The sequence below is a fragment of the Tissierella sp. P1 genome (assembly GCF_002266425.1).
GTDB classification, from domain to species: Bacteria; Bacillota; Clostridia; order Tissierellales; family Tissierellaceae; genus Tissierella; species Tissierella carlieri.
On the sequence record NZ_NPMN01000047.1, the window covers coordinates 1 to 21,316 of the forward strand.

The following is a 21,316-nucleotide window of genomic DNA, read 5'->3' on the forward strand; positions in this document are numbered from 1 at the left end:
GGTTTGTGGTGCTTTCTTTTTTTATTTAGCAAGCAAGGCAAGGTGGCAATATGAGTTTTTAGATTTCCTATCTCTGTCATACGCTTTTCAGTGGCTTTAATTTGAACCGATAATTGATTAAAATTATTGGCAACAGTCTGTGTTTTTTTCCTTAAATCCTCATAACTAAGCAGATTATTTTCCATTAAAAATTTGATGCAAGAGTGTGAATTTTCCTTTGCTTTTTTTCTATCAACAAGCGGCTTTTCTCCGCAAATGATAGCCTTGATTTCTTCCTCTGTATAACCCTCTTCAAGAGAACGCATTGGTTATAATATGTATTGTTCATAGTAGTTGCAGTATACACTGTAACGGAGGAAAGATGGTTATGATTAGCCATCTTTTTTCTTTTTTATAAAAAAATCAGTACACTCCCTTAAGAATATACTGATTTTTTACTGAGCTACTTCCCGACAGCCCTTCCATGTTTTATTTCTCCTTAACATTTTCAAAGAACTGAATTCTAAGACCATTGGGATCCGATATAAAGAAAAACTTAGCCTGTGGGCTAGGTTGAAATGGACCATCCAAAATCTCTATACCCTTCTCTTGTAAGAATTCTATTTTCTTATCTACTGAATCCACAATAAATCCCCATGAGATATCTTCACCAATATTGATATCTTCTTTACCCTTGTAGCAAATTAATTCTACCTTTGTTTCACCATCACCTAAAAAAGCAATTTCAGCATCTGGACCTGCTGGATATCTCCTATCCACATTAAGTCCTACAATATCTTCATAGAATTTAATTGATTCCTCCATATTTCTAACTGTCAATGTACTCCAACAAAACTTCATATTACCAACCTCCAATTTTTTTATTATATTATTATGTCTTAATTCTTTAAGATTCCTTATTCATTTCATATATCTACAGTAGTATTAATGGTACTATGACCCAACCAGTCGCTTAACCATTTAATGTTTACATTCTATTCTAATAATAAGGTAGCATTTGTATGCATAAGATCATGAAACCTTATTGGCTCTTTAGCAACCCTGCAAGTCAAATCCCAAGTATGATTATTTTCAATGAGGCTGTATTTTAACTTAGCCCTCTTTTTTGTAATATCAGTTCTAAAATTTTCTCTAAATTTCATCTCTAATTTTACATCAACAAATTTGCTCAGCTGTGATGCCGTCCAAGAATAAGCTATAAGTAAAATCACTAAACTTAATGGTACAAATATGTCACTATAGTTCTTTGAATTATATACTATAGCTAAAACAGTATCCAAAAACTTAGCTGTTACTATAACTTGTATCGTAGGAACTACACCTTCTAGCACCTTTTGGATTCCTATTATGAATGCATATTGTGGCGCATATCTGAAAGGGATTTTAATAATATCAGATGTACGCTCTCTATTTCTATTCATTTCATCCCCATTCCCCTCTTTAAATCAAGTAGTACTTTTCAATACTTCTAATGTTTTTTCATTATTTTAGTAGATCATTTTAAGTAAAATAAATTTTTTTCACATTAAATGTCTATTTTAATCCTTACTTAATAAAAGTAGCATTATATTATTGGAAAGGCAATCCCTTTTTAGACAAATTTACTCTGAACAGAAATTTGGTTCTTTCCATAGATAATTGAATTTAATTGATATTTAATAGGAAATTAAAGTAACAATCCTATTAATCAAGTGACGATATATTGTCTTTCAACTAACCTTGTAAAAAACCAATTTTAGCTTATCATAAATAATTTTGCCAACGACACCTTTTTGGTTGGCTATGGAGATTACTTTTGCGTTCAATTCTGTTCCTCCTTTCAATTTTAGGTACAAAATCATGACCACCTGCTTAGCGGGTAATATTCATAAACAACAATAATCTTGACAGTAGCAATCACCGCAAAACTTTCTGTTTCTATTTTGTTCGAGATGCATTTTTATAAGTAAATCTTCAAAGGATTTCACCAGTGATTCAGTAGATTTTCAAACTATATTTATATAAAGTAGAATACCGAACTTTGGAATTTTATGAGTTCTTCCAATTTTGAAATGTTGGATTTTGTTTTCTCGAAGTAATCTGCAAGCTGTTTTTGTACTCATTCCAATCATTTAACTCATTTGTTCCACATCTGCGGTGTAGTAACTCATCCACACATAAATGCGAATTACCACTTTCATCGTAAAGTTGCCTTGTAAACAATGCAGCTATATACCCTTCATAATGTTTCAGAACGGCATTAATAGCATCCACATCACCATTTACGGCCAATACGATAAGAGGATAGGAAAGCAGGATAATATCTCTTTTATATTTAGGTAAACTTTGTAAAACTTCGATAATAATATCATCTATAACAATGACATCAAGCCCTGGAATATTGAAAATCTGCTCAGTAACAAAGTATTTATCTTCTGTGTAAAGCTGTTCCATCTCCTTTTGCAGACAAATCTGAAAAAGTTGCTTCTCGACTATGTTGCCGTTTCAATTTTTCTGGAACATATTTAAATAATCTCTTATAGGTATTCACTAAGTTTTTCTCTCCTTCCCCTTACCTAATACTTGACCGCCTACTCCATAGGGAAGACATACTGGTACATCTAAAATAGGATGGCGAATCACCTCTGCCCCTACATCAAAAACCTCTCGGAGAGTTTGAGGTATAATTACATCTTCCGGGGAACCAGTGCTATGCACCTTCCCCTCCTTAATAACTATAAGATAATCAGAGAACATTATGGCATGATTTAAATCATGGAGAACCATAACAATAGTGACTCCCTGCTCTATATTTAATTGTTGTAATAGATACAACGTTTCCAATTGATGAGAAATATCCAGATAAGTAGTAGGCTCATCAAGAAATAGGATATTAGTTTTCTGTGCCAATGCCATGGCAATCCATCCACGCTGTATCTGCCCCCCTGAAAGTTGATCCATCTCCCTATCAGCAAACTCTTTCATGTTTATACAAGCTAGCGCCCATTTAATAATTTTCTTATATTCTAAGCTAAGCCCTGACATCTTACTTCGGTATGGAAATCTTCCATACTCTACCAAGTCAGCCACAGTAATACCAGAGGGGGTTTGTGCTCCTTGAGGAAGAAGAGCCAAATTTTGTGCCACTAACTTAGTTGGCATACTATGAATTGACTTTCCCCCTAAACATACTACGCCTTCGGTAGGAGCAATTAATCGGGACATAGTTTTAAGAATAGTAGATTTTCCCGAACCATTGGAGCCAATCAGCGTTGTAATTTTCCCTTTAGGAATCTCTATATTAAAATCAGTAAAAACTAAAATTCCATTATATCCAGCAGATAATTTGCTGGCTTTTATGCAATATTCCACTATATTTCACCTCTCTATCTGCTTTCGAAGCAAATACAAAAAATATGGTGCAGCCAGAACAAAAATGACAATTCCAACTGGTATTTCAATTGGCTGAAATAGAGAACGTCCAATAGTATCAGCTATGAGTAAAAGCAAACCTCCTATTAGCATTGAAGTAGGAATAAGCATATGATGTCTTGCTCCTATATACCTTCTTGCAATATGTGGTCTTACTAGACCAATAAAACTAATCCCCTCGCTGGCAGAAACACAGCTTGCAGCCAATGCAACGGGAACAATCAACAAGATTCTTCTTTCCCTCTCTACCTTAACACCTAATGCTAAAGAAGTTTCCTCACCCAGAAGAAGTAAATCCAAAACATTAGCCTTAGTAAAAAGAATTGGAATAAGGACTAAAAGATAAGGAATCAGCTCTTTTAATTGATGCCAGCTAGTTCCCCATATGTTTCCCGACAACCATCTAGCCACCAACTGATAGCTGCTATTATCCATATCGGAAACCATAATAGTCATAATTGCAGTAAAACCTGCAGAAACACCAATGCCTCCTAGCAGAAGATAAGAAGGTCTTACTTTTCCTTTCGTTTGGAAAAAACGTATAAAATCCATGCCACTAAAAGGCCTACAATCATGGCAAAAATAGGCTGATGTACCATTGTACTGATGTGTAAAGAAGGGAAAAGAGTTAGAAATAGCATAACCATAAATCCTGCTCCAGCATTTATTCCTAAAATCCCCGGATCAGCCAGCTGATTTCCTATCACAGCTTGCAGTATGCATCCTGATAATGCTAATCCCATTCCACATAGGAAAGCTAGGATGATACGAGGAAGGCAAATCTGCAAAAGGACGGTAGATGAATCCACAAGGTATGGATTAAGTAAACTATCAATGACATATCCATAAGGAATTTTGGAATATCTCAAATTTACAGATAAAAGTATGACAATAAAAACTGCCATCAGAAGAAACCATAGTAATAGTCGTTGTCTGCTTTGTTTCGTCATATAATCGCTCCTTTCTTCCGATACGCCAACGCCAGAAATATGGGAACACCAATTGCTGAAACTAGTGCCCCTACAGGAGTGTCAAAATGAGCATTGATAGTACAAGCCACTATATCAGCAAGTACCAATAATATTGCACCTAACAGCACACACACGGACAAAAGCCTTCCGTAATCTGTACCAACAATAAAACGAGCTGAATGTGGCACTATTAATCCTATAAAGGAAATTCCTCCTATCAAAGAAACACTAGCACCTGCCATAATCAAAACTACAGCCATACCCATAAGTGGAACTAATTTTACATTTATTCCAAGTCCAGCAGCACTTTCCTCACCTAGAGCCAATATTGATAATTGGGAGGAAAGGAACTAATCCAAGGAATTATTATAATAAGCTACTGCCATGTAATTCCTGACAAACTTCCAGCCGTCCAAGAGGATAAAGATTTTGAAAGACCAAAAACCAGAGAAATCCCCTGACTCAAAGCAGTTAACAGAGTGGAAACAGCTGAACCCGCTAAAATCAACTGAATTAAATCAGATTTTCCCTTCCCCATGCCTAAACCATATACTATCAGTACCGCAAAGGCCGCCCCTATAAATGCTGCAAACATCATACTAAGAGCCGATATTGATGGAAGAAAAACAGCAGTAAGGGAAACAAGAAAACTTGCTCCTGCATTTATTCCCAAAAGACCAGAATCAGCTAATGGATTCCTTGTGATCCCCTGCATAACAGCACCTGCAAGAGCAAGGGCCGCTCCAGTAAAGCAGACGGCCAATGCTCTAGGCATATGCATTTCCAGCATGACTCTTCCTATTTCGGAAGGATTGCCTTTATAAGTAAGTGTATGTAACTGTATGTTTAGATTTCCTCCAGCGACTCCAATGTTAACGAATAATAGGATAGACATCAGCAATATTAAGACCAATATTAATAAAAATAGTGAGTATCCAGTCTTTGAGCGTATCCATCTTGCAAAAGCTACTTTAATCTTCACAGAATTTCTTTCCTTTTCCATATTTTCCTTATTCCACATTTGCGTGATTGATAATGCATTCGCCATTTTCTCCATATAAATTAGTTTGCCATTAGGGGTATAGGCCATGTCATACTGCACATTGTTCACACCATAGTATATATTTTCATTTTTAACTGCTTTCAGACTCTGCCAAGTAGGACTGTTCATCCTATCTCCCACCTTCCCATCATCGCTGAAGAAAAATATATGATCCGCATCGATTCTTGAGAAATATTCTGCATCCACTACCTCTCCCCATACATCCTTAGGGATTCCGCCAGAAGGAGGAAGGTTCATCGCTTCAAAGATTAGTTCTCCTGGGCCACCTGTTCTATAAACATAGTAGGATCCAAAATATACTGAGTTAGCCTTTATGACTGCAAAAGTTTCATCTCCTACTACTTCCTTTACCTTTGCGGCAAGCTCTGTAGCCTTTGCATCATAATTTTCAAGCCAGTTGTCTACAATTTCCTCTTTACCGAACCACTCTCCCGGCTGCTGAAAACATCCTTTCCAGTTAACAAAACCCATGTCATCGCTTAGCATAACTCTAGGTGAAATAGATTTCAGCTGTTCATATACCTTTTCATGGCGAATGTTCATGATAGTAAGGTCTGGGTTAAGCTCTGCGATTTTCTCAAGATTAATATCTCCTGATGAAGTTGCGCCAGAATAATTTCCTACTGTATCTACGTTATTTTTAGTAAAGTATTCCTGAAGATACTCCGGCACCGTTACACCGTCAAACATGCTGGTATTGGCCGAGGCAACAAAAGGCATTCCTAAAATAATAAGCTCGTCTGCAGAGCCCGAAACATCCACAATGCGCTCTGGATTAGCAGGAATTTCAACATCACCCTTCATATCCTCAACTATAATAATCTTACTACAGACGGAACCCCACTCTTTATAAAAGTTTTGAGAATTTAAACAGATTTCCGTTAGCCATAATCAAAATTAATTTTCCCAACATAAAATGTAGTTCTTGATCAGTTAGCTATAGCTAACTATAATGGAAGTAGATGATGTCTTCTGTTCTACTTTACAGTAGATAAATATGAAGCAATGTAGGAGTGATAGAATATCATATTTACCGTTAAAGTTTGAATCTTCCAATATATTTGCAAAAGAGATCATCACTGTAAGACCGGATGTACATATCATGATTTCCTCAGGCATATTACCGGATAAAGCAGAGAGAAGATCTGGAACTATATCTCCTGTATTTGAATTAAGTTATAGCAGAAAAAATTACATTTGTGGAAAAGTAAATAACATCCCTGTGGAACTACGACCAGGCTATTCATCCTTAGGTTTTCTAGGACAAACTAGTTGTCATTCTAAGTACGATAGAGATGAAGAAATACAGTTATACTCTATTTGGGTTAGCTCCAGTGCCTTTGACAACTTTTGTGAAGCAGTTTGCGGTAAAAACAATATCGATTTTAGTTTATTTCAAAAAGGTGCGTACCATTGCTGCAATTTTAAAGGTGATGCACGAGAAGAGAGTATTATAAGAAAACTAGATTTATGTTTTGCTGAAGGATCAGACAATCTCAACAAGCTGTTACTTGAAAGCTATATTTTAGAACTGATGTCCATAAATATTGAAAGATTACTTTGCGAAGATTGTTCTAAATATCCCCTTAATCAACCGTCAAAAACTGATATGGAGCGTTTGGTGTATGCCCGTTAAATTCTATTAAACAGGTTGGAATCTCCTCCCACATTACTAGAATTATCCCGCATAATACAGATGAATAATTGTAAGTTAAAACGTTCATTTAAACAATATTTCGGAAAAACAGTATATGAGCTCATTCGTGAACAACGGTTTGAAAAAGCTTTCTCTCTACTTGAGGCTGGAAAGCATAATGTAAGCGAAACAGCTTTTGCTGTAGGGTATACAAATGTAAGCCACTTTTCAAAAACTTTCAAAGAAAGGTTTGGTATTACTCCATGGGACTTATGCAAATAGGAAAATCCAACTCTATGTAAAGTAAAAGGCGGCTTTGAAATAAAATCAAAGCCGCCTTTTGGCCATGCAGTTCAAATGGAATATATGCTAAACTTCATCTAAAAAGACGAAAGTGGGGATTTGCATACCTTCGTAAGTAGTATATAGTGTTTGAGAACGGACGGAAAAATACTTTTTGATATTTGAGTCTGTCATTACCTCCTGTACCACTCCTTCTTGATAATCATTATCCCCCAGCAAAAAGCATTTGTCAGCTATCCTGATTGCATGATTGGGATAATGGGTATTGATAATGCAAGATATATTTTGCTCAGAGACAACGTTCTTTATCAACTTTAATAGCCTTAATTGATTACGAAAATCTAAATGGGCTTCTGGCTCATCTAATATCAGAAGCTGGGGGGAGTTTACCAATGCCCTTGCGATAAAAACAAGTTGTAATTGTCCACCACTTAATTCATTACACCGTTTATCGCTTAAATCCGCAATGCCTATACACTCTAAAATCTTATCTGCTTTTTGATAATCTTCATTCCGTGGAACTGCAAAATATGAATTGTGACCTACTTTCCCGAATACAACCATATCCCGGACAGAATATGAGAAGGAAGCTTTATGTGCCTGCGGAACATATCCAATCTCACCAATGGGTTTGTTGCTGTTGCTTTTTTGACCAGCAACAATTGAATAACCACTTTTCCATTTCAATATCCCCGCAATACATTTAATCAATGTTGTCTTTCCAACTCCATTACGCCCCATAACAGCCATGGTTTCACCTGGCCCCATTTTAAAATTGATGTTTTCTAATATAGGTGTCTTTGAATCATAATAAAATGTTCCGTCTTTAACCTCTAATAACATCTACGTTCCTCCTTTGGATTGCCTATAAATTACTGCAAAGAAAGGGGCTCCAATTAATGCAGTTAAAATTCCAATGGGTATTTCTGCTGTTGTCAGATTCCTTGCTATGCTGTCAACCAGTATCATAAATACCGCACCCATTAAGCAAGAGACTGGAAGCAGTCTACCATGATTAACACCTACAACTCGTCTGCATATATGGGGAATAACAAGGCCAATCCAGCCAATTATACCTGATACTGTCACACAAGCTGCAGTTACCAGTGTGGAAAAAATAATTATATGCCAACGTGTACGCCCAGGATTGATACCCATTGTATAAGCATCCTCATCTCCAAGGGATAATAGATTGATTTTCCAGCGTAAGACCAGCAAGCCTATAATACCTATTGATGCGGGAATGATTGCAATCTTTATATGGGTGTATGTGGTGTTGGAGAAACTACCCATAAGCCAAAAGGTTATTGCAGGTAGTTTGTCTCCTGTATCAGCCACATATTTTATAAGTGATGTAAGTGCATTAAAAATTGATGATACTATAATGCCCGATAATACAAGGGATAGTGTTTCTCTCCTACTTTGTCCATTTACAAGAAAGAACACCAATAGAATAGTGGAAATCCCAAATACAAAGGGAAGCAGGGACGAAAGCACACTGTCGTCAGGAAAAAGCAGTATTCCTAGTGCTGCACCAAATCCAGCTCCTGCACATACACCCAATAGGTCAGGGCTTACCAATGGGTTTTGGAATGTCCCCTGTAAGGCGGCACCAGATATAGATAATCCAGCACCCACCAATCCAGCTAATAATATTCTCGGAAGTCTGACGTTTATCAACACATGATCCATAATTTTAAATTTATCGTCATAGGTTCCATTTATTCGATTTTTAATTACATTACCAATATCCACCAAACTCATTTCATATCTTCCGAAAATCATAGATCCCACTATTGCTAGCACTAGTAAAATACCAAGCAGAGTTATAATTGTTAAATATTGATTTCTGACAGTTCTATCCATACCTATTGAATATTCCTTAAACTCAAAATCGAATCCATATCCGCCTCTGTCAGAGTAACATTATGTAATCGCTCATAATATCTGACTAATTCGGTACGGAACTCTTCTTCACTATAGAGTTTAGGATATGCCTTTGAAATCAACCACGAGGGCATTAGCGGAGAATCCGCACAAGGGGCACCCCATGAATAAGCTGTCTGCGGAATATCATAAATAGCTTGATTTTTCCAAGCCTCTAAAAGTGACCAATCTTGTCCTTCTATACTATTATTCAAATACCTTTGTGCTGATACATTGTGGAATACAAAAATAATATCAGGGCTCCACTCATAGATTTGTTCCATATCCACCTCGGTAGTTCCCTCTATACCGGTTGCCACATTCACAATACCAGCCTTTTCAAAAAAACTTTCTGCATAAGCGTCAAACGAACTACTGCCAGCCACAACCAAACTACCACTAACATTGCTAAACATCCACAAAGCACGTTTTGGTTCTTCAGTCTGTCCTGCTAAGATTTCTTCAACTTTTGTATCAAAATACTCCCATTCCTTTTCAAGGCTTTCACTGTCATCTACCTCAAAGATCTGACGCAGCAGATTGTCCCAAGCAACTGTTACATCTTTAGGGTCGGTCAATTTAGGTGAAAAGAAGTTAATAATAGGAAGTCCAATATTTTCAAGACCTTTCTTCTGTATCTCCCCATAATAAAGAATAATATCCGGATCCAGTGCTAGAAGTGCTTCGGTATTGATAGAAAAATCGTCACCAACAAAGGTTGTTTCAACATCTTTATAATTAGGGAATAACTTTTCCATAACATCTTCGTTAGAATATACAAAAGCTTTTGGGCTAAGTCCCGCAATCATATCTGTGTCAGGTATAACTTCAAGCAAAACTGAAGTAACTGGCGGTGTAATGACAACCACATGCCTAATTTCCGTTACTGCAGGAATTTCTACTTCATTGCCTCCCAAGTCTGTTATTGTCCTCACCTGAGATTGTATATCCTCATCTGATTCATTGTTTGTGATGTCTATATTTGTTTCAGTTTGACTGCTTTCTTGCTGTATATCTCTACCACAACCAGCCACTGAGTATAACATTACAATAGCCAACAGCAAAATAATAATTTGTCTTTTCATTTTTCCCTCCTATTTTATGTATATTTCACGCATGATTTTGAATTAAATTATTTGCATGTTCTAAAAAGTCCTTGATTGCCTCTAATTGATCACTAGGTAATCCATCCACATAATCAAATAAGGATTTATCATGCTGATTGTGATACTCTTCATGATACTGATAGGCTAGTTGCCCCTTTTCTGTCAAAAACAAATTATGACGTTTTCTATTTTCATCATCCTGCTCTTTTATTACAAGATCCCGTTCTTCTAATTTGAGTAGAGTTTTATGAACAACAGCACGGGTAATACCAAAACGCCTGGCAATCTCTGAGCTAAAAATCCCCGGATAATCACCGACCATCTTGATAATATGGATTTCACCACGATAAAAGGTCATATCCTCGCTTCCAAAATTCAAAATATTTGTCCTGCTATTTGCAATATTCTCTGTAAGAGTGATAAAAGCATTTATAACTTCAATTCCTAATCCTTCCATACTACACCATCACTTTCTTATATAGATAACCTTGAAATCGCCCGGATTGAATTGAACGAACAAGTTGAAGTTGTGCCTTACTCAGTGCATTCTCAACCCGACTTCTTGTTGGGGAAGGCTTAATCCCATCCATATATCCTGAAAGCCAGCCTAATATATTTTCCTGAGTATATCCTTCTGTGTCTGAGTATCGTCCTATTAAAAGGAGATATCCTTTATCCAATAGAGATTCCGAGATTTTTGACATAAAACTATCTAAATCATCTGTGGTAAAGTCTAATATACCAGAAGCTATAACCATATCATAAGAGCTGCCAATCTTATCAGTATTAAAGTCACCAGTCAAAATCGAAACTCTATCCCCCATATCGTGTTGAGTAATAATCTTTTTAGTTGTAACTGCTACATTGGGAAATTCAAATACATAGGCTTTACTATAGGGATAGTTTTTAGTAAACTCAATGGCTAGTATGCCGGAACCTCCACCTAAATCAAGGATTTTGTACTGCTTCGTCCTGTCAGTAAAGATAGTTTTTATTTCTGAAACAAAATTTTCTACCCGACCAGTAGCATACATTTCAGGAACGGTAACTTCTGCTAAAGTAGCAAAATCGTATCCAATGCCAGCCTCTTTTTCAGAACCATGTTTAACTTTGATTCCAATATCAGAAAGTGAAGTCATGGTTTCGCGGAATATAATTGTTTGTCCGATATAGTTGGGACTTTTCCTTGACAAATATTCTACTCCAGCCTTTGTGTTACAATAACTGTTGTTCTCCTTATCAATATAGCTGCATGATGAAAGTGCAAGTAAAAGCAATTCCACATTTTGTTCATCATATCCTGTCTCATTAGCAATTTCCTTTGCTGTTGTTGGCTTATCTAAGTAAGAAAAAACATCTAACTTAATTGCCTCAAATAGAAGCTGCGCAGATTGATATTGATTGAGAACTTCATAATAGATATTTGGGGTAATCTGTGCATCCAATTTAACACCCTCTTTCCCTCGTTAGCTTTGGCTAACTACATATTGTATACATAGGATACAATAAAAATAATTGTATGTCAAGCATACAATTATTTTTATATTAAATCAATAACTATTCTCTAATCAATTTAAATGGTATTTTATCTATAAATTATCACTATTATCTTCCAAAATTCTTTTTAAACCTTGGAAAGTCTCATCACTAATTACATGCTCTATTCTACATGCATCTTCTTCTGCTATTTCAGGAGATACTTTGACTACAGTAGTAAAAAATTCTGTTAAAATTTTATGTTTTCATAGATATTTTTAGCAACTATAGTACCCTTCTCTGTTAATTCTATACAACCACTTGATTCCACTGATATTAAGTTTCACATTCTCATCCCTTTTCGGGCGGCAATCCCTTTAGCTACTACTACGATGGGAATTGCAAAAATGCCCGACTGAAAATACAATCGAGCATTAATAGAACTATTAACATTTATTAGGTGATGTATGTCTTCATATTGATAGCAGTAATATTCCGTTGGAGGGTGTAGCCCTTTTTTAACGGATAGAATTTGGGATACTTTTAGGCTATCATAAACATAAAGTATAGGAATTGGGATTCAATATTAAACCAACTAATGATATTCTTTGATGGAAGAATGGAAAAACATCTATAAATATGAATAAAGTTAAATTCATAATAATAAAAATGGATCATAGGCTTAAAAACAGCCTGAAGGGCTAGTCTTATTGCTATAAATCCAAAATTAAAATTAGAAACCTTTTTAAAAAGGTACACCCTTACATTATTAAACTATTGCTAAAACATCAGTTTCTGATGCATAAAAAATTAATAGACTTGGCAAAACAAATCTAAATTAGTAAAATTGTTAATTCAGTACAATTCTATAATTCTTATGAGGATAGTATTCCATGATTTATATAGAAGCACAAAGCTATTTACATACTCTTTATACTAAAAACTAAACATCCTCATTTAGCTAAATCGTAAATTCAAATTTTTCTGTAATACTTATTACTTTACCGTCTTTCACTTGAATAAAGAAAGGAACATTCTGAGCTGGAGGCAAATCAGAATATGATGTACTCAGATGTTCAATAAATTCCTCTTTTTTTGTCGTAGTATAAGACCTGTCACCACCTTCATCATTTACAAAAAGGAGGTTTGAATCAACAAAGGTATATACTGTTTCATCTGTTAGATCATACGTATCTTTTTCCGTATCTGAATTGTAAATATAGTACCCATTCGGAAAATCATCTTGCTGGTTTAATCCAAGCTCTGTTATTCTCTCAATATCTTCAAGTGTAATCACTTCAACCATATCTAAATATAATGTATTGTCTTCAATAACTATATATCCTACTAAGGATTCAGGTTCAGACTGTTCTCGTTTTGGGGTACATCCCACTAGTGCAAGTACATACACCATAGCAAGTAATAGAATTATTAGCTTTTTCATAATAACCTCCAGTTGTACAAAATAATTTTTTAGTGGCACATAAAACACATTTGCTATATCACCCATATACACAAATAAATGCCATTTTAATTATGGCCATAGAATTATCAACCAAATACGTATTCAGATTATCACTGAGAATCAGCGTTTTAAGTCTTTTATCATAAGTAGCTATGCTCCTGATAATACTTTCATATTTGGTAATGATGTGCTACTCTCAATTTTGGTCATATAAATCAAGGCTTGAGATTGCTATATCAAAGCCCTACTGAATTTTGATACAGCAATCCCTTTTAAAACACTTTTTGCTTTCATTTCCCAGCTTTGTAAAATATAAATTTAGTTCATAATAGAGGTTGAAGGCATGTAAAAATTAACGTTAGAAACATATACGCCATTAGCATCTCGATACACATTATTTTTATTATTTACTGCACCATGCTGTGCGTACATAATTTTAACAGTGTCTCCATACGTCACCAATGCTACATGGCTAGTTGCTGTCCAATTCATTATGCTTCCAGCAAATACCTTGCTGTCGTTAGTCTCTTTATAAAAATATCCTTTACCAGTCATGTATGGAACAACCCCACCATTATTATAGTATCCTGTTCTAAACCAATTGTCGCCCGGCCAGCCACCCCAAGTGCTTGCCTATACCATTTACCGCTTTTATCTTCAGGTATTCCCCCGGCATTAAGTGCCTTTGACACAAAGTTAGCGCAATCTGTGCCTGAAACATTTGCTGAAGGAAATTCCGAAGCGCTAGTAGCGTTATTATTTGCCCAATCTCTTGCTGCTAATCTATCATAAGTAAATGATGCAAAAGGTTGAATAGAATTTGTTTCTGCTTGAACTCGATTCACTATTGTCTGTGCTGCATTATATCCGCTTTGTCTGGCAAGACTTTCATTTTCTACTTCCGCTAAATCATCTACTCTTATCAAGATAATTTCTTCTGAAGTATCATTTCTATAAAACAATTCGTAATTATTATTAACTTTTGTTAATCCAGCATCTAATCCGACATCTTGCGTTTCGTTAATAGCTATTGTGTAAGTGAATGTTGAAGCGTATGGCTTATTATAGTACATTTCTATATTTTCTGTATAAAAATCAATTTCCTTTTGTATGGCGATTTTATTATCTTCTATTGTTTCGTTCACAAATGCATCATTCAATCCTTGTATAAACGGACTATCAGATGGAGGTCTAGTTAAAGTCATATCTGTATGAATGTTCATATCAATATACTTTATACTGCCTTCTTCTCTTACGCTATAATCATACGAAAAGTTGTCTAGTGCGTAAATTGCAGAATAATCTTCAATTATCTGTTCTCTAAGTTCTTGATAGATGTTGTCAAGATTATCGCGATTTTCAAATGGGGTATAAGCATAAGCAGCTGTTGAAATTAAGAGAATAAAACAAAGAATTAAACTAATTTTTATTTTTTTCATAATATTCATCCTTTCATGCTTTATTGTTAGTAATAATTTGTTATACGCCAACTATTACCCATCTGTTTTAAATCACCATTGGAATCACCCCTTCAACTTCGTTATCCCTCCTATAGCAACCAAATAAATGATACTATTTCGCAAAATGCCCTAAATGTATTTTCATCTTTGGCTCATATAACAAAATAAATGTAGTCATAAGCCACTCAGATATTATATTTCAAAGTTTAAATCCCTAATGTACCTGAAATAGCTTCAGCTCTTTCTCCATCCACAGTAACTACAACTCTAGTACGATATTCTGTTCCTAAAGTTCCTCTATAACTTTTAGATGCAAATGCACTACCAGTTCCCTTTAAACTCCACGACGTTACAGTTGTCCATCTACTAGAGGTATATTTCTCTAAATACATTGTTCCGCTAATTGAACCAGAAGAACTTTTTGCCTTTACGTATACCTCTGAGTAAACTGTAGTACCCTCTGCTGAAATATCTGGAGAAATATCACTGATACTGTTCCAAAAAGGGGTAATTATATGATAATTAACATCTATTAATGCCTGTTTCTTTGATTCCATTGCATAAGACATATTTGGCATACCACCCCCAATCGCCAATGAAAGAGCTATTACTGTTAATCCCAATTTTTCTAGTTTCATTAAAAATCCTCCTTCCTGATATTTAGGTTCTTACCTATATAACGCACAAGAAGGAAAAAAGGGACATGTTTTTTAAATTATTTTTTACTTTGAAATATTTTCTGCAACTTTTATAATCTCATCCTTACTTAGGTTTCCTGAAATATGGCATTCAATATCATCCTGATACCATATTAAATAGGTCATTTTATCGGTTTGCCAAGTAAATGCCTGAGACTCTTTAAAAATAAATTCTTCTATTTCAGTATTCTCAGTATCGTAATATGATTTACCTTTTCTATCAGAAGCAAATAACTTTATAATTAACTCTTGATTATTATCCGATGAATAGTTATAAACTAGCATTCTTTTAAATTCTTGTGTATCTTCCAATTTAAATCCGTTTGGAATATAGTTAACCTTAAGTGATATTGGTTCTGCTAAATTATTGTGTTTATCTATATCTTGAGGGGTAAATATGCTAAACTTTTCAAATACCTCAATAATCCAATCAAACATCTTTTCACGCGCTTCTACATTAACCGCCAATACAGTAGTGAAACTCAGTATACATACAAGTATAATAATAGCTACTCTTTTAGCTGTTAACATAAATTTTTTATTAGGGACTTGTCTAATCTTAATATGTTTTAATTTTCGCCTGAAGTTCTTAGAATAGTTAGGTTGATGTAATATCTCAATATTATCATAGTTTTTTGCATCTTCTATAAGAACTATTTCACAAGCCTTTTTCAAAGAATTATCATCAATCCATGAATTTCCCAAATCCATAAAGCATGATAGCATTTTTTGTATATAACGTAATTTATTTTTAGAGTTTTCTATTTTCAATATCTTATCTGTTTCAGAAGGTGTACTATTAAAATAATATCGAAAGAAAAGGATGTTTTTATATTCAAAGGGTAATAAATCTATCTTTTTAACTAGTTTATTAATCTGCTCAGTCGATAGAACCTCATATATTATATCATTAAAATCTAATTCCTCCATTTTCTGTATATCATTCATAAGAGATAATTCGCACACTTCCTTTAAAACGATTTTAACCGTATTGTCCACTTTTCTCACCTTCCTTATAATATAATCGTATCTTTTTTAAAATGCGTTGACTACGTTTTTTTGCAGTTTCTTCAGTAATTCCTAAAAGCTCTGAAATATCTTTAAATTTCATTTCATTGACAAAGCGCAGATGAACAAAAAATTTTTCATCATCTGAAAGTCTATTAATACAGGAAAGTAATTGTTCTTTATTTACTGTTTCTAAATATTCTTCTTCAATGTCATAATCTCCTTCGATATGGCCAAAATAGTCTACATCCTCTACATGTATAATTTTCTTACGTTCTCTTATAATATTCATTGTTTCGTTCTTCAATATTATAACGCAATAAGGTTCTATTCGGGGACATGGTAAAGCAGAAATTTTTTCTATATTGTCAATAATCTTTAAAAATGTTTGTGCTACAGCTTCTTCTGCATCGAATTTGTTCCTTAGCATATTAAGAGAAATATTATACATTTTTATATTCATTTTTGAAAAAACTCTATCAATTAAATCCTTTTCATCATCCGACATTTCTCCAAAAAATATAATTATCAAAACACTCATCCCCCAGTGAACACTATTATATGTTTTTAAATTCTATTATTTCTAGTATGTTTTATAATTAACATATACCCGTCTTTTGAACCATTTAATATCTATTCTATTAAACACTTTATATATCTAAATAACTAGATTATACAAGTATATATTTAAAATCTTGTTATAATCTTAACAAAGAGAAGCTTGAAGAATAAAAGTGGAAAGCAGGACAAGGTGGTACACACCTTGCGATAAGGCAGCATAAACATCACGGGTTTTTGAATAGTTGATGATTAGAATACATTCGCTTGGATAATAGGAATTCTCCTTGTACTGTTTTAGAGTCGCATTCATAGGAACTGACGTATTTACACCGGCATTGGTTTTGTTAGGATTTATTGAAATCTGTACGCTCTGCAATACAGTCAACAATAGGCTTTCCTTCATTTAGGCGCATTAAAATTAAACGTGTTGTTGTCATGAAAAGTTCCTCTTTGGATAAAGAAAAGCCCAAGGACTATTGTCCTGAGCTTCTGAAGTCTCTATTTATTATTTATTCTAATAGTTCAGTATCATAAATTGTATAATCACATCTATATATAAAAAGATATTTGCCATCTATTAGTATTCCAGTAGACTTGTCTATTCCTGTTGCAAAATAACTAACTTTATTTCCTGCAAATGTAGCTAAAGGTTTTCCAGATTGTGATCTTATCAATACTACTCTACTTTTTCCAGTAGTAAAATTTTTCATATCATTTACCATTCTATTAACAAAGGGGGTTGACCTACCAATATTTTGAATATCAACTGTTTTACTATATTCATTAAATATATCAGTCAAACCTTCTTCATAAAGAATTAAGCTGCTACCAACATGAACCATTGATTTGCCACCTATAGTTAAATTTATTACAGAAGACTTATTAATGGTATTTCCTTCTTCATCTTTAGAATTAAATTTATCTTCTGAACTAATACTTATTGAACTGCCTTTGATGCTATCAATAATATTGCTTTCTTCGTCATAGGTTTGCACTATGGCAGTTCTTCCCATTAATGCCTCTTTCATTTTTCCAATTTCATTGCTAAATAATGCACAGCCACTTAACATTGATAGTATAATTATTAATACTGCTAATAATGCTATAAATTTTATCCTTTTAGTTTTCATATTAACCCCCTCCTTTCATTATATTAAAACAACATAGCCTGTATTTCAACTATTTTTACTATACATATTTACACCTTCATAGTTAACTATTCCTTTCAGCATCATAAATATTTTTAGTCTTACACCTATATTCTCCCTTACATTCTGATATAAATAATAGTTTGCCACATTTGATGCATCTTGTTTTTTATATTCTTCTTCTACTTTTAACTCAACATTTTATATAGTCTCGTCTTTACCTATAACTGTAATTTTAATATTTCTATATTTATTTTTAAGTTAGGAAGCTCTTTATTTGAAAATTTTTCATATTACACTTCAGTCTATCTCATATCTAGTTCCCTGAAATACTATTTTCTATATATTTTTAATCTGCAATTAGCTTTTTTATAACCTTAGTTCTTATCAAAACGCCCTTCTAAATGGTATATATCCTGCTGTATATATCCCATTAAAAATATAATTAACAACTTATCACCATCTTTCATATGCTATTATGGGACCTTTATTTTCACCCAAATGAAAATAAAAAATGGGAGGTGCTATCATGGGCGATTTATTAGGTAGAAGAGATTGTGATAACGGAGATTCCTTATTATTCTTCTTTTTACTTTTAGTAATTCTTTTCTGTAACTGTGATGGTTTTTTCGGTAGAAGATGCTAAATCTCCATATTGAGTCGGGGCTTGCCCCCGATTCTTTCTTATGTTTCATTCTGTTTTCTAAACCTTTCTTTATATCTCATACCATCCATCTAATATTTCGGACATTTTCTCGCCAAATCAGTTTCTACTTCTTCTACTGTTTCAGATACTATACAACTTTATAATTATACTTATTCTAGGACCATTTACTGCACTATAAAATTAGGAGTAAATCTTGCTCTCCTTATCAAATATCTTAAAAATAGACTTTCTCTTTCTCTTAATTGGCTAATCTTCTCACCTAAAATCATTTGCTTAACTACCTTAAATGGTATAGTTTTTTTAATCCAATGCTACCTATGGTATCAATAGCTAAATAAGGGGGTGTATGTATGACATCATATTTAATATCCTGTAACTTAAAAAATAAAGATAAAAATTATGAAAGTCTTTATGGAAAAATTAAAGAAAGTTCATACGACAATGCTTGGTGGCATTATTTAGATTCAACTTGGATAATTAAGTCAGATTTATCTCTTTCAGAAATCACTAGCAACCTTACTTCCACAATTGATAAAAATGATTGTTTACTAGTAATAGAAGTAAAAAATACTTACAATGGCTGGCTTCCTAAAGATGCTTGGGATTATTTGAGAGATAGAATTTTTAGCTAATTATTTTTACACTGAATTAATTCCTAGCATATTAAATCACTATCATTAGAGATAAATTTTTTATTATGCTGTTCTTGAGTTTGAACCTCTAGAGCAGCTACTCTTTTTTTATTAGTTCTTTTTTTCTTTACTGTCTATCTTTAATAAAATATGACTATTTCTATATTGTCTACTTGTAACAAATCTATCGAATTTAAAATAATATTATCTTCTTACTTCATGAGAATAATATTAAATACTTTTTATACAACATAAAAAATACCATAAGATTCTATCCTGAATAATACGGTATTTCTAATGATATTGGGTTTTAGCAATCATAATATTTAATAATAAAACTATGAATTGGAGTATATAATTTTAAATAAGTTCATATTATATAAACTTACTTAATACACTAAACTCTTTGTCCACAACATAGATGTCATGCTCATCCTCTAAACCTGCTTTCTCAAATATTCTTTTATTCCACCTACAAGTTCCTCTACCGTAGAATATATATTACCTTCCCTCTGCTTAATTAAGCCAATAACAAAGAGATTTCTATATATAAATTGATTTTCAGTACTATCATTTATCAGTGCTTCAATCTTTTTATTATTATCTCTGCCTTGCTGACGTACATCTGTATATAAAGCAAAAATAGGTTTATCCATCATATAAAATGCCCCTATTTCAGCAGCAACACCACTATCTATTTCAACACCATCTATTACTGCTATTAAAAATTCACTTTCTCTAAGTTTATCCATATCAGCTTTTGCAATAGTAATAGAATCAGCATATGAACTCTTATCATTTATAGCATCATTCTCTTGAGGAACATATAAATCAATTTCCTTTATTTCTTTTCTTATTTCTGATGCTATCAATGAATTTAATAATCTGTCTCCCATGCCAAATAATCCATTCGCTAAATATGCCTTCATTGAATCCCTCCTAATTATATCTTATATATAAGTTCAAGTATCAGTAAAATTATACCACATTAAACCTTTCTATCAAAAAGTAAAAAATTTCTAGACTTTATTATAATATCTAATTTTCATTCTATTACTCAGTTTCCTCTCAAGTTCGTTTAAAAAATTAAATTTTGTTCCATATTTTAAATATTTATTTCACCAAATTCAATTAAATTAATATAATGGTATTAGGCGTTTCTTTCTTATTTAGAATCAGCCATGTTAAAAATAAAAAAACACTCCAATTATATAAAGAGACCTTCTAGAAGGTCTCTTTGTTATCTTAAATCTTAAAACAGTAAAGACTAGTCAGTTAATCTCATTCAATATTTTGTTTAGCTGCTCTTCATTATTATTTAAAAAGGCTAAGGTTTCCCCGAGCCTTTTTGTTAAACTACTACTATTGCATCATAACCTTTAGCTCTTAATTCATTTGCTAAAACATCTGCATTTGCTCTAACACTAAATGCCCCTACTTGTACTTTATATAATCCTCCTACTGTAACTACAATCGGACTATAACCTTTTGCTTTAAGTTCATTTGCTAGATTATCTGCATTCGCCTTTACTGAAAATGCACCTACTTGCACTTTATAAAGTGTTGAACCACCACCTTGATATGGTATTCCAAGGTAATTTAATATTCCCTTAGATACTGCTACTGCTAAATCATTTTGTCTATTTCTTAATATATCAGCATCTTGTGCATTAGTTATAAATGCTAACTCTACTAAAGCCGCTGGCATATTAGTTAATCTTAATACTGCAAAATCTGCCGTCTTAGTTCCTCTGTTAACTGTATATGCTCCACTTGCTATTATGC

24 protein-coding genes and 3 pseudogenes are annotated in these 21,316 nt (G+C 33.5%); 3 read left to right on the plus strand and 24 right to left on the minus strand.

Going from position 1 to position 21,316, the window contains the following annotated elements:
• From CIW83_RS20510 to CIW83_RS23415, 9 genes and pseudogenes are all read right to left on the minus strand, one after another.
• Positions 1 to 305: pseudogene (locus CIW83_RS20510) on the minus strand (hypothetical protein); the annotation flags it as partial.
• 163 nt (positions 306 to 468) lie between these two features.
• A complete protein-coding gene (locus CIW83_RS20515) occupies positions 469 to 840 on the minus strand; it encodes a VOC family protein (RefSeq protein WP_094904307.1) in 372 nt (123 codons plus the stop codon).
• Between the two features lie 134 nt (positions 841 to 974).
• Positions 975 to 1,421 carry a hypothetical protein gene (locus CIW83_RS20520; protein WP_094904308.1) on the minus strand — a complete coding sequence of 149 codons (447 nt, stop codon included), beginning with the start codon at positions 1,419 to 1,421 and terminating at the stop codon, positions 975 to 977.
• A gap of 607 nt (positions 1,422 to 2,028) precedes the next feature.
• Entirely contained in the window at positions 2,029 to 2,301 is a 273-nt protein-coding gene (locus CIW83_RS20525; RefSeq protein ID WP_339790204.1) for a helix-turn-helix domain-containing protein, read from the minus strand.
• A gap of 106 nt (positions 2,302 to 2,407) precedes the next feature.
• The gene (locus tag CIW83_RS24590; RefSeq protein ID WP_255374544.1) at positions 2,408 to 2,530 is read right to left on the minus strand and encodes a hypothetical protein; all 123 of its coding nucleotides are present in this window, start codon (positions 2,528 to 2,530) and stop codon (positions 2,408 to 2,410) included.
• Complete coding sequence (locus CIW83_RS20530; protein WP_094904310.1) at positions 2,530 to 3,351, minus strand: ABC transporter ATP-binding protein; 822 nt, start codon at positions 3,349 to 3,351, stop codon at positions 2,530 to 2,532. Before CIW83_RS20530 ends, CIW83_RS24590 begins: the two co-directional genes overlap by 1 nt.
• 6 nt (positions 3,352 to 3,357) lie before the next feature.
• A pseudogene (locus CIW83_RS25035) lies at positions 3,358 to 4,361 on the minus strand (FecCD family ABC transporter permease).
• Positions 4,358 to 4,720 (minus strand): annotated as a pseudogene (locus tag CIW83_RS24595) (iron chelate uptake ABC transporter family permease subunit); the annotation flags it as partial. The pseudogenes CIW83_RS24595 and CIW83_RS25035, both read right to left, overlap by 4 nt.
• 38 nt (positions 4,721 to 4,758) lie before the next feature.
• Positions 4,759 to 6,207, minus strand: a complete 1,449-nt coding sequence (locus CIW83_RS23415) for an iron chelate uptake ABC transporter family permease subunit (protein WP_201260077.1) — start codon at positions 6,205 to 6,207, stop codon at positions 4,759 to 4,761.
• Positions 6,208 to 6,442: 235 nt separating this feature from the next.
• Here CIW83_RS23415 and CIW83_RS20550 point away from each other — a divergent pair, with 235 nt between their 5' ends.
• The gene (locus CIW83_RS20550; protein ID WP_201260078.1) at positions 6,443 to 7,081 is read left to right on the plus strand and encodes a hypothetical protein; all 639 of its coding nucleotides are present in this window, start codon (positions 6,443 to 6,445) and stop codon (positions 7,079 to 7,081) included.
• Positions 7,082 to 7,096: 15 nt separating this feature from the next.
• Positions 7,097 to 7,363: a helix-turn-helix domain-containing protein gene (locus tag CIW83_RS25040; protein ID WP_369819418.1), complete on the plus strand. Its 267-nt coding sequence runs from the start codon at positions 7,097 to 7,099 to the stop codon at positions 7,361 to 7,363.
• An 87-nt stretch (positions 7,364 to 7,450) separates the two neighbouring features.
• On the opposite strand, the gene CIW83_RS20555 is transcribed toward CIW83_RS25040, so the two are convergent.
• The 13 genes from CIW83_RS20555 to CIW83_RS20615 form a co-directional block, all read right to left on the minus strand.
• On the minus strand, positions 7,451 to 8,227 hold the full coding sequence (locus tag CIW83_RS20555; protein ID WP_094904311.1) for an ABC transporter ATP-binding protein: 777 nt from the start codon (positions 8,225 to 8,227) through the stop codon (positions 7,451 to 7,453).
• Entirely contained in the window at positions 8,228 to 9,250 is a 1,023-nt protein-coding gene (locus CIW83_RS20560; protein WP_094904312.1) for an iron ABC transporter permease, read from the minus strand. It abuts the gene before it with no gap.
• 2 nt (positions 9,251 to 9,252) lie between these two features.
• Entirely contained in the window at positions 9,253 to 10,395 is a 1,143-nt protein-coding gene (locus tag CIW83_RS20565) for an ABC transporter substrate-binding protein (protein ID WP_094904313.1), read from the minus strand.
• A 25-nt stretch (positions 10,396 to 10,420) separates the two neighbouring features.
• Positions 10,421 to 10,873 (minus strand): MarR family winged helix-turn-helix transcriptional regulator, encoded by a 453-nt coding sequence (locus CIW83_RS20570; RefSeq protein ID WP_094904314.1) that lies wholly within the window; start codon positions 10,871 to 10,873, stop codon positions 10,421 to 10,423.
• Position 10,874: 1 nt separating this feature from the next.
• Entirely contained in the window at positions 10,875 to 11,861 is a 987-nt protein-coding gene (locus CIW83_RS20575) for a class I SAM-dependent methyltransferase (protein WP_094904315.1), read from the minus strand.
• A 144-nt stretch (positions 11,862 to 12,005) separates the two neighbouring features.
• Entirely contained in the window at positions 12,006 to 12,149 is a 144-nt protein-coding gene (locus tag CIW83_RS25045; RefSeq protein WP_094904325.1) for an iron dependent repressor, metal binding and dimerization domain protein, read from the minus strand.
• A gap of 704 nt (positions 12,150 to 12,853) precedes the next feature.
• Positions 12,854 to 13,336, minus strand: a complete 483-nt coding sequence (locus tag CIW83_RS20585) for a hypothetical protein (protein WP_094904316.1) — start codon at positions 13,334 to 13,336, stop codon at positions 12,854 to 12,856.
• 339 nt (positions 13,337 to 13,675) lie between these two features.
• A complete protein-coding gene (locus tag CIW83_RS20590; RefSeq protein ID WP_094904317.1) occupies positions 13,676 to 13,912 on the minus strand; it encodes a hypothetical protein in 237 nt (78 codons plus the stop codon).
• Positions 13,909 to 14,796, minus strand: coding sequence for an amidase domain-containing protein (locus CIW83_RS20595; protein ID WP_158220194.1), 888 nt, complete (start codon positions 14,794 to 14,796; stop codon positions 13,909 to 13,911). The genes CIW83_RS20590 and CIW83_RS20595 overlap by 4 nt, the downstream gene beginning before the upstream one ends.
• Before the next feature lie 227 nt (positions 14,797 to 15,023).
• A complete protein-coding gene (locus tag CIW83_RS20600; RefSeq protein ID WP_094904319.1) occupies positions 15,024 to 15,455 on the minus strand; it encodes a hypothetical protein in 432 nt (143 codons plus the stop codon).
• An 84-nt stretch (positions 15,456 to 15,539) separates the two neighbouring features.
• A complete protein-coding gene (locus CIW83_RS20605; RefSeq protein WP_094904320.1) occupies positions 15,540 to 16,514 on the minus strand; it encodes a DUF4367 domain-containing protein in 975 nt (324 codons plus the stop codon).
• Positions 16,498 to 17,055, minus strand: coding sequence for an RNA polymerase sigma factor (locus CIW83_RS20610; RefSeq protein WP_158220195.1), 558 nt, complete (start codon positions 17,053 to 17,055; stop codon positions 16,498 to 16,500). The genes CIW83_RS20605 and CIW83_RS20610 overlap by 17 nt, the downstream gene beginning before the upstream one ends.
• 538 nt (positions 17,056 to 17,593) lie before the next feature.
• Positions 17,594 to 18,214: a DUF5052 family protein gene (locus tag CIW83_RS20615; RefSeq protein ID WP_094904322.1), complete on the minus strand. Its 621-nt coding sequence runs from the start codon at positions 18,212 to 18,214 to the stop codon at positions 17,594 to 17,596.
• Between the two features lie 1,035 nt (positions 18,215 to 19,249).
• Between CIW83_RS20615 and CIW83_RS20620 the strand changes: the two genes are divergently transcribed.
• Entirely contained in the window at positions 19,250 to 19,531 is a 282-nt protein-coding gene (locus CIW83_RS20620; protein ID WP_094904323.1) for a hypothetical protein, read from the plus strand.
• Between the two features lie 437 nt (positions 19,532 to 19,968).
• Here the strand turns inward: CIW83_RS20620 and CIW83_RS20625 are convergent, their stop codons facing one another.
• Both CIW83_RS20625 and CIW83_RS20630 read right to left on the minus strand, forming a co-directional pair.
• Positions 19,969 to 20,460, minus strand: coding sequence for a nucleoside 2-deoxyribosyltransferase (locus tag CIW83_RS20625; RefSeq protein WP_094904324.1), 492 nt, complete (start codon positions 20,458 to 20,460; stop codon positions 19,969 to 19,971).
• A 422-nt stretch (positions 20,461 to 20,882) separates the two neighbouring features.
• Positions 20,883 to 21,316, minus strand: a 434-nt coding sequence (locus CIW83_RS20630) for an N-acetylmuramoyl-L-alanine amidase (protein ID WP_143598606.1), incomplete at its 5' end; no start/stop codon positions are given.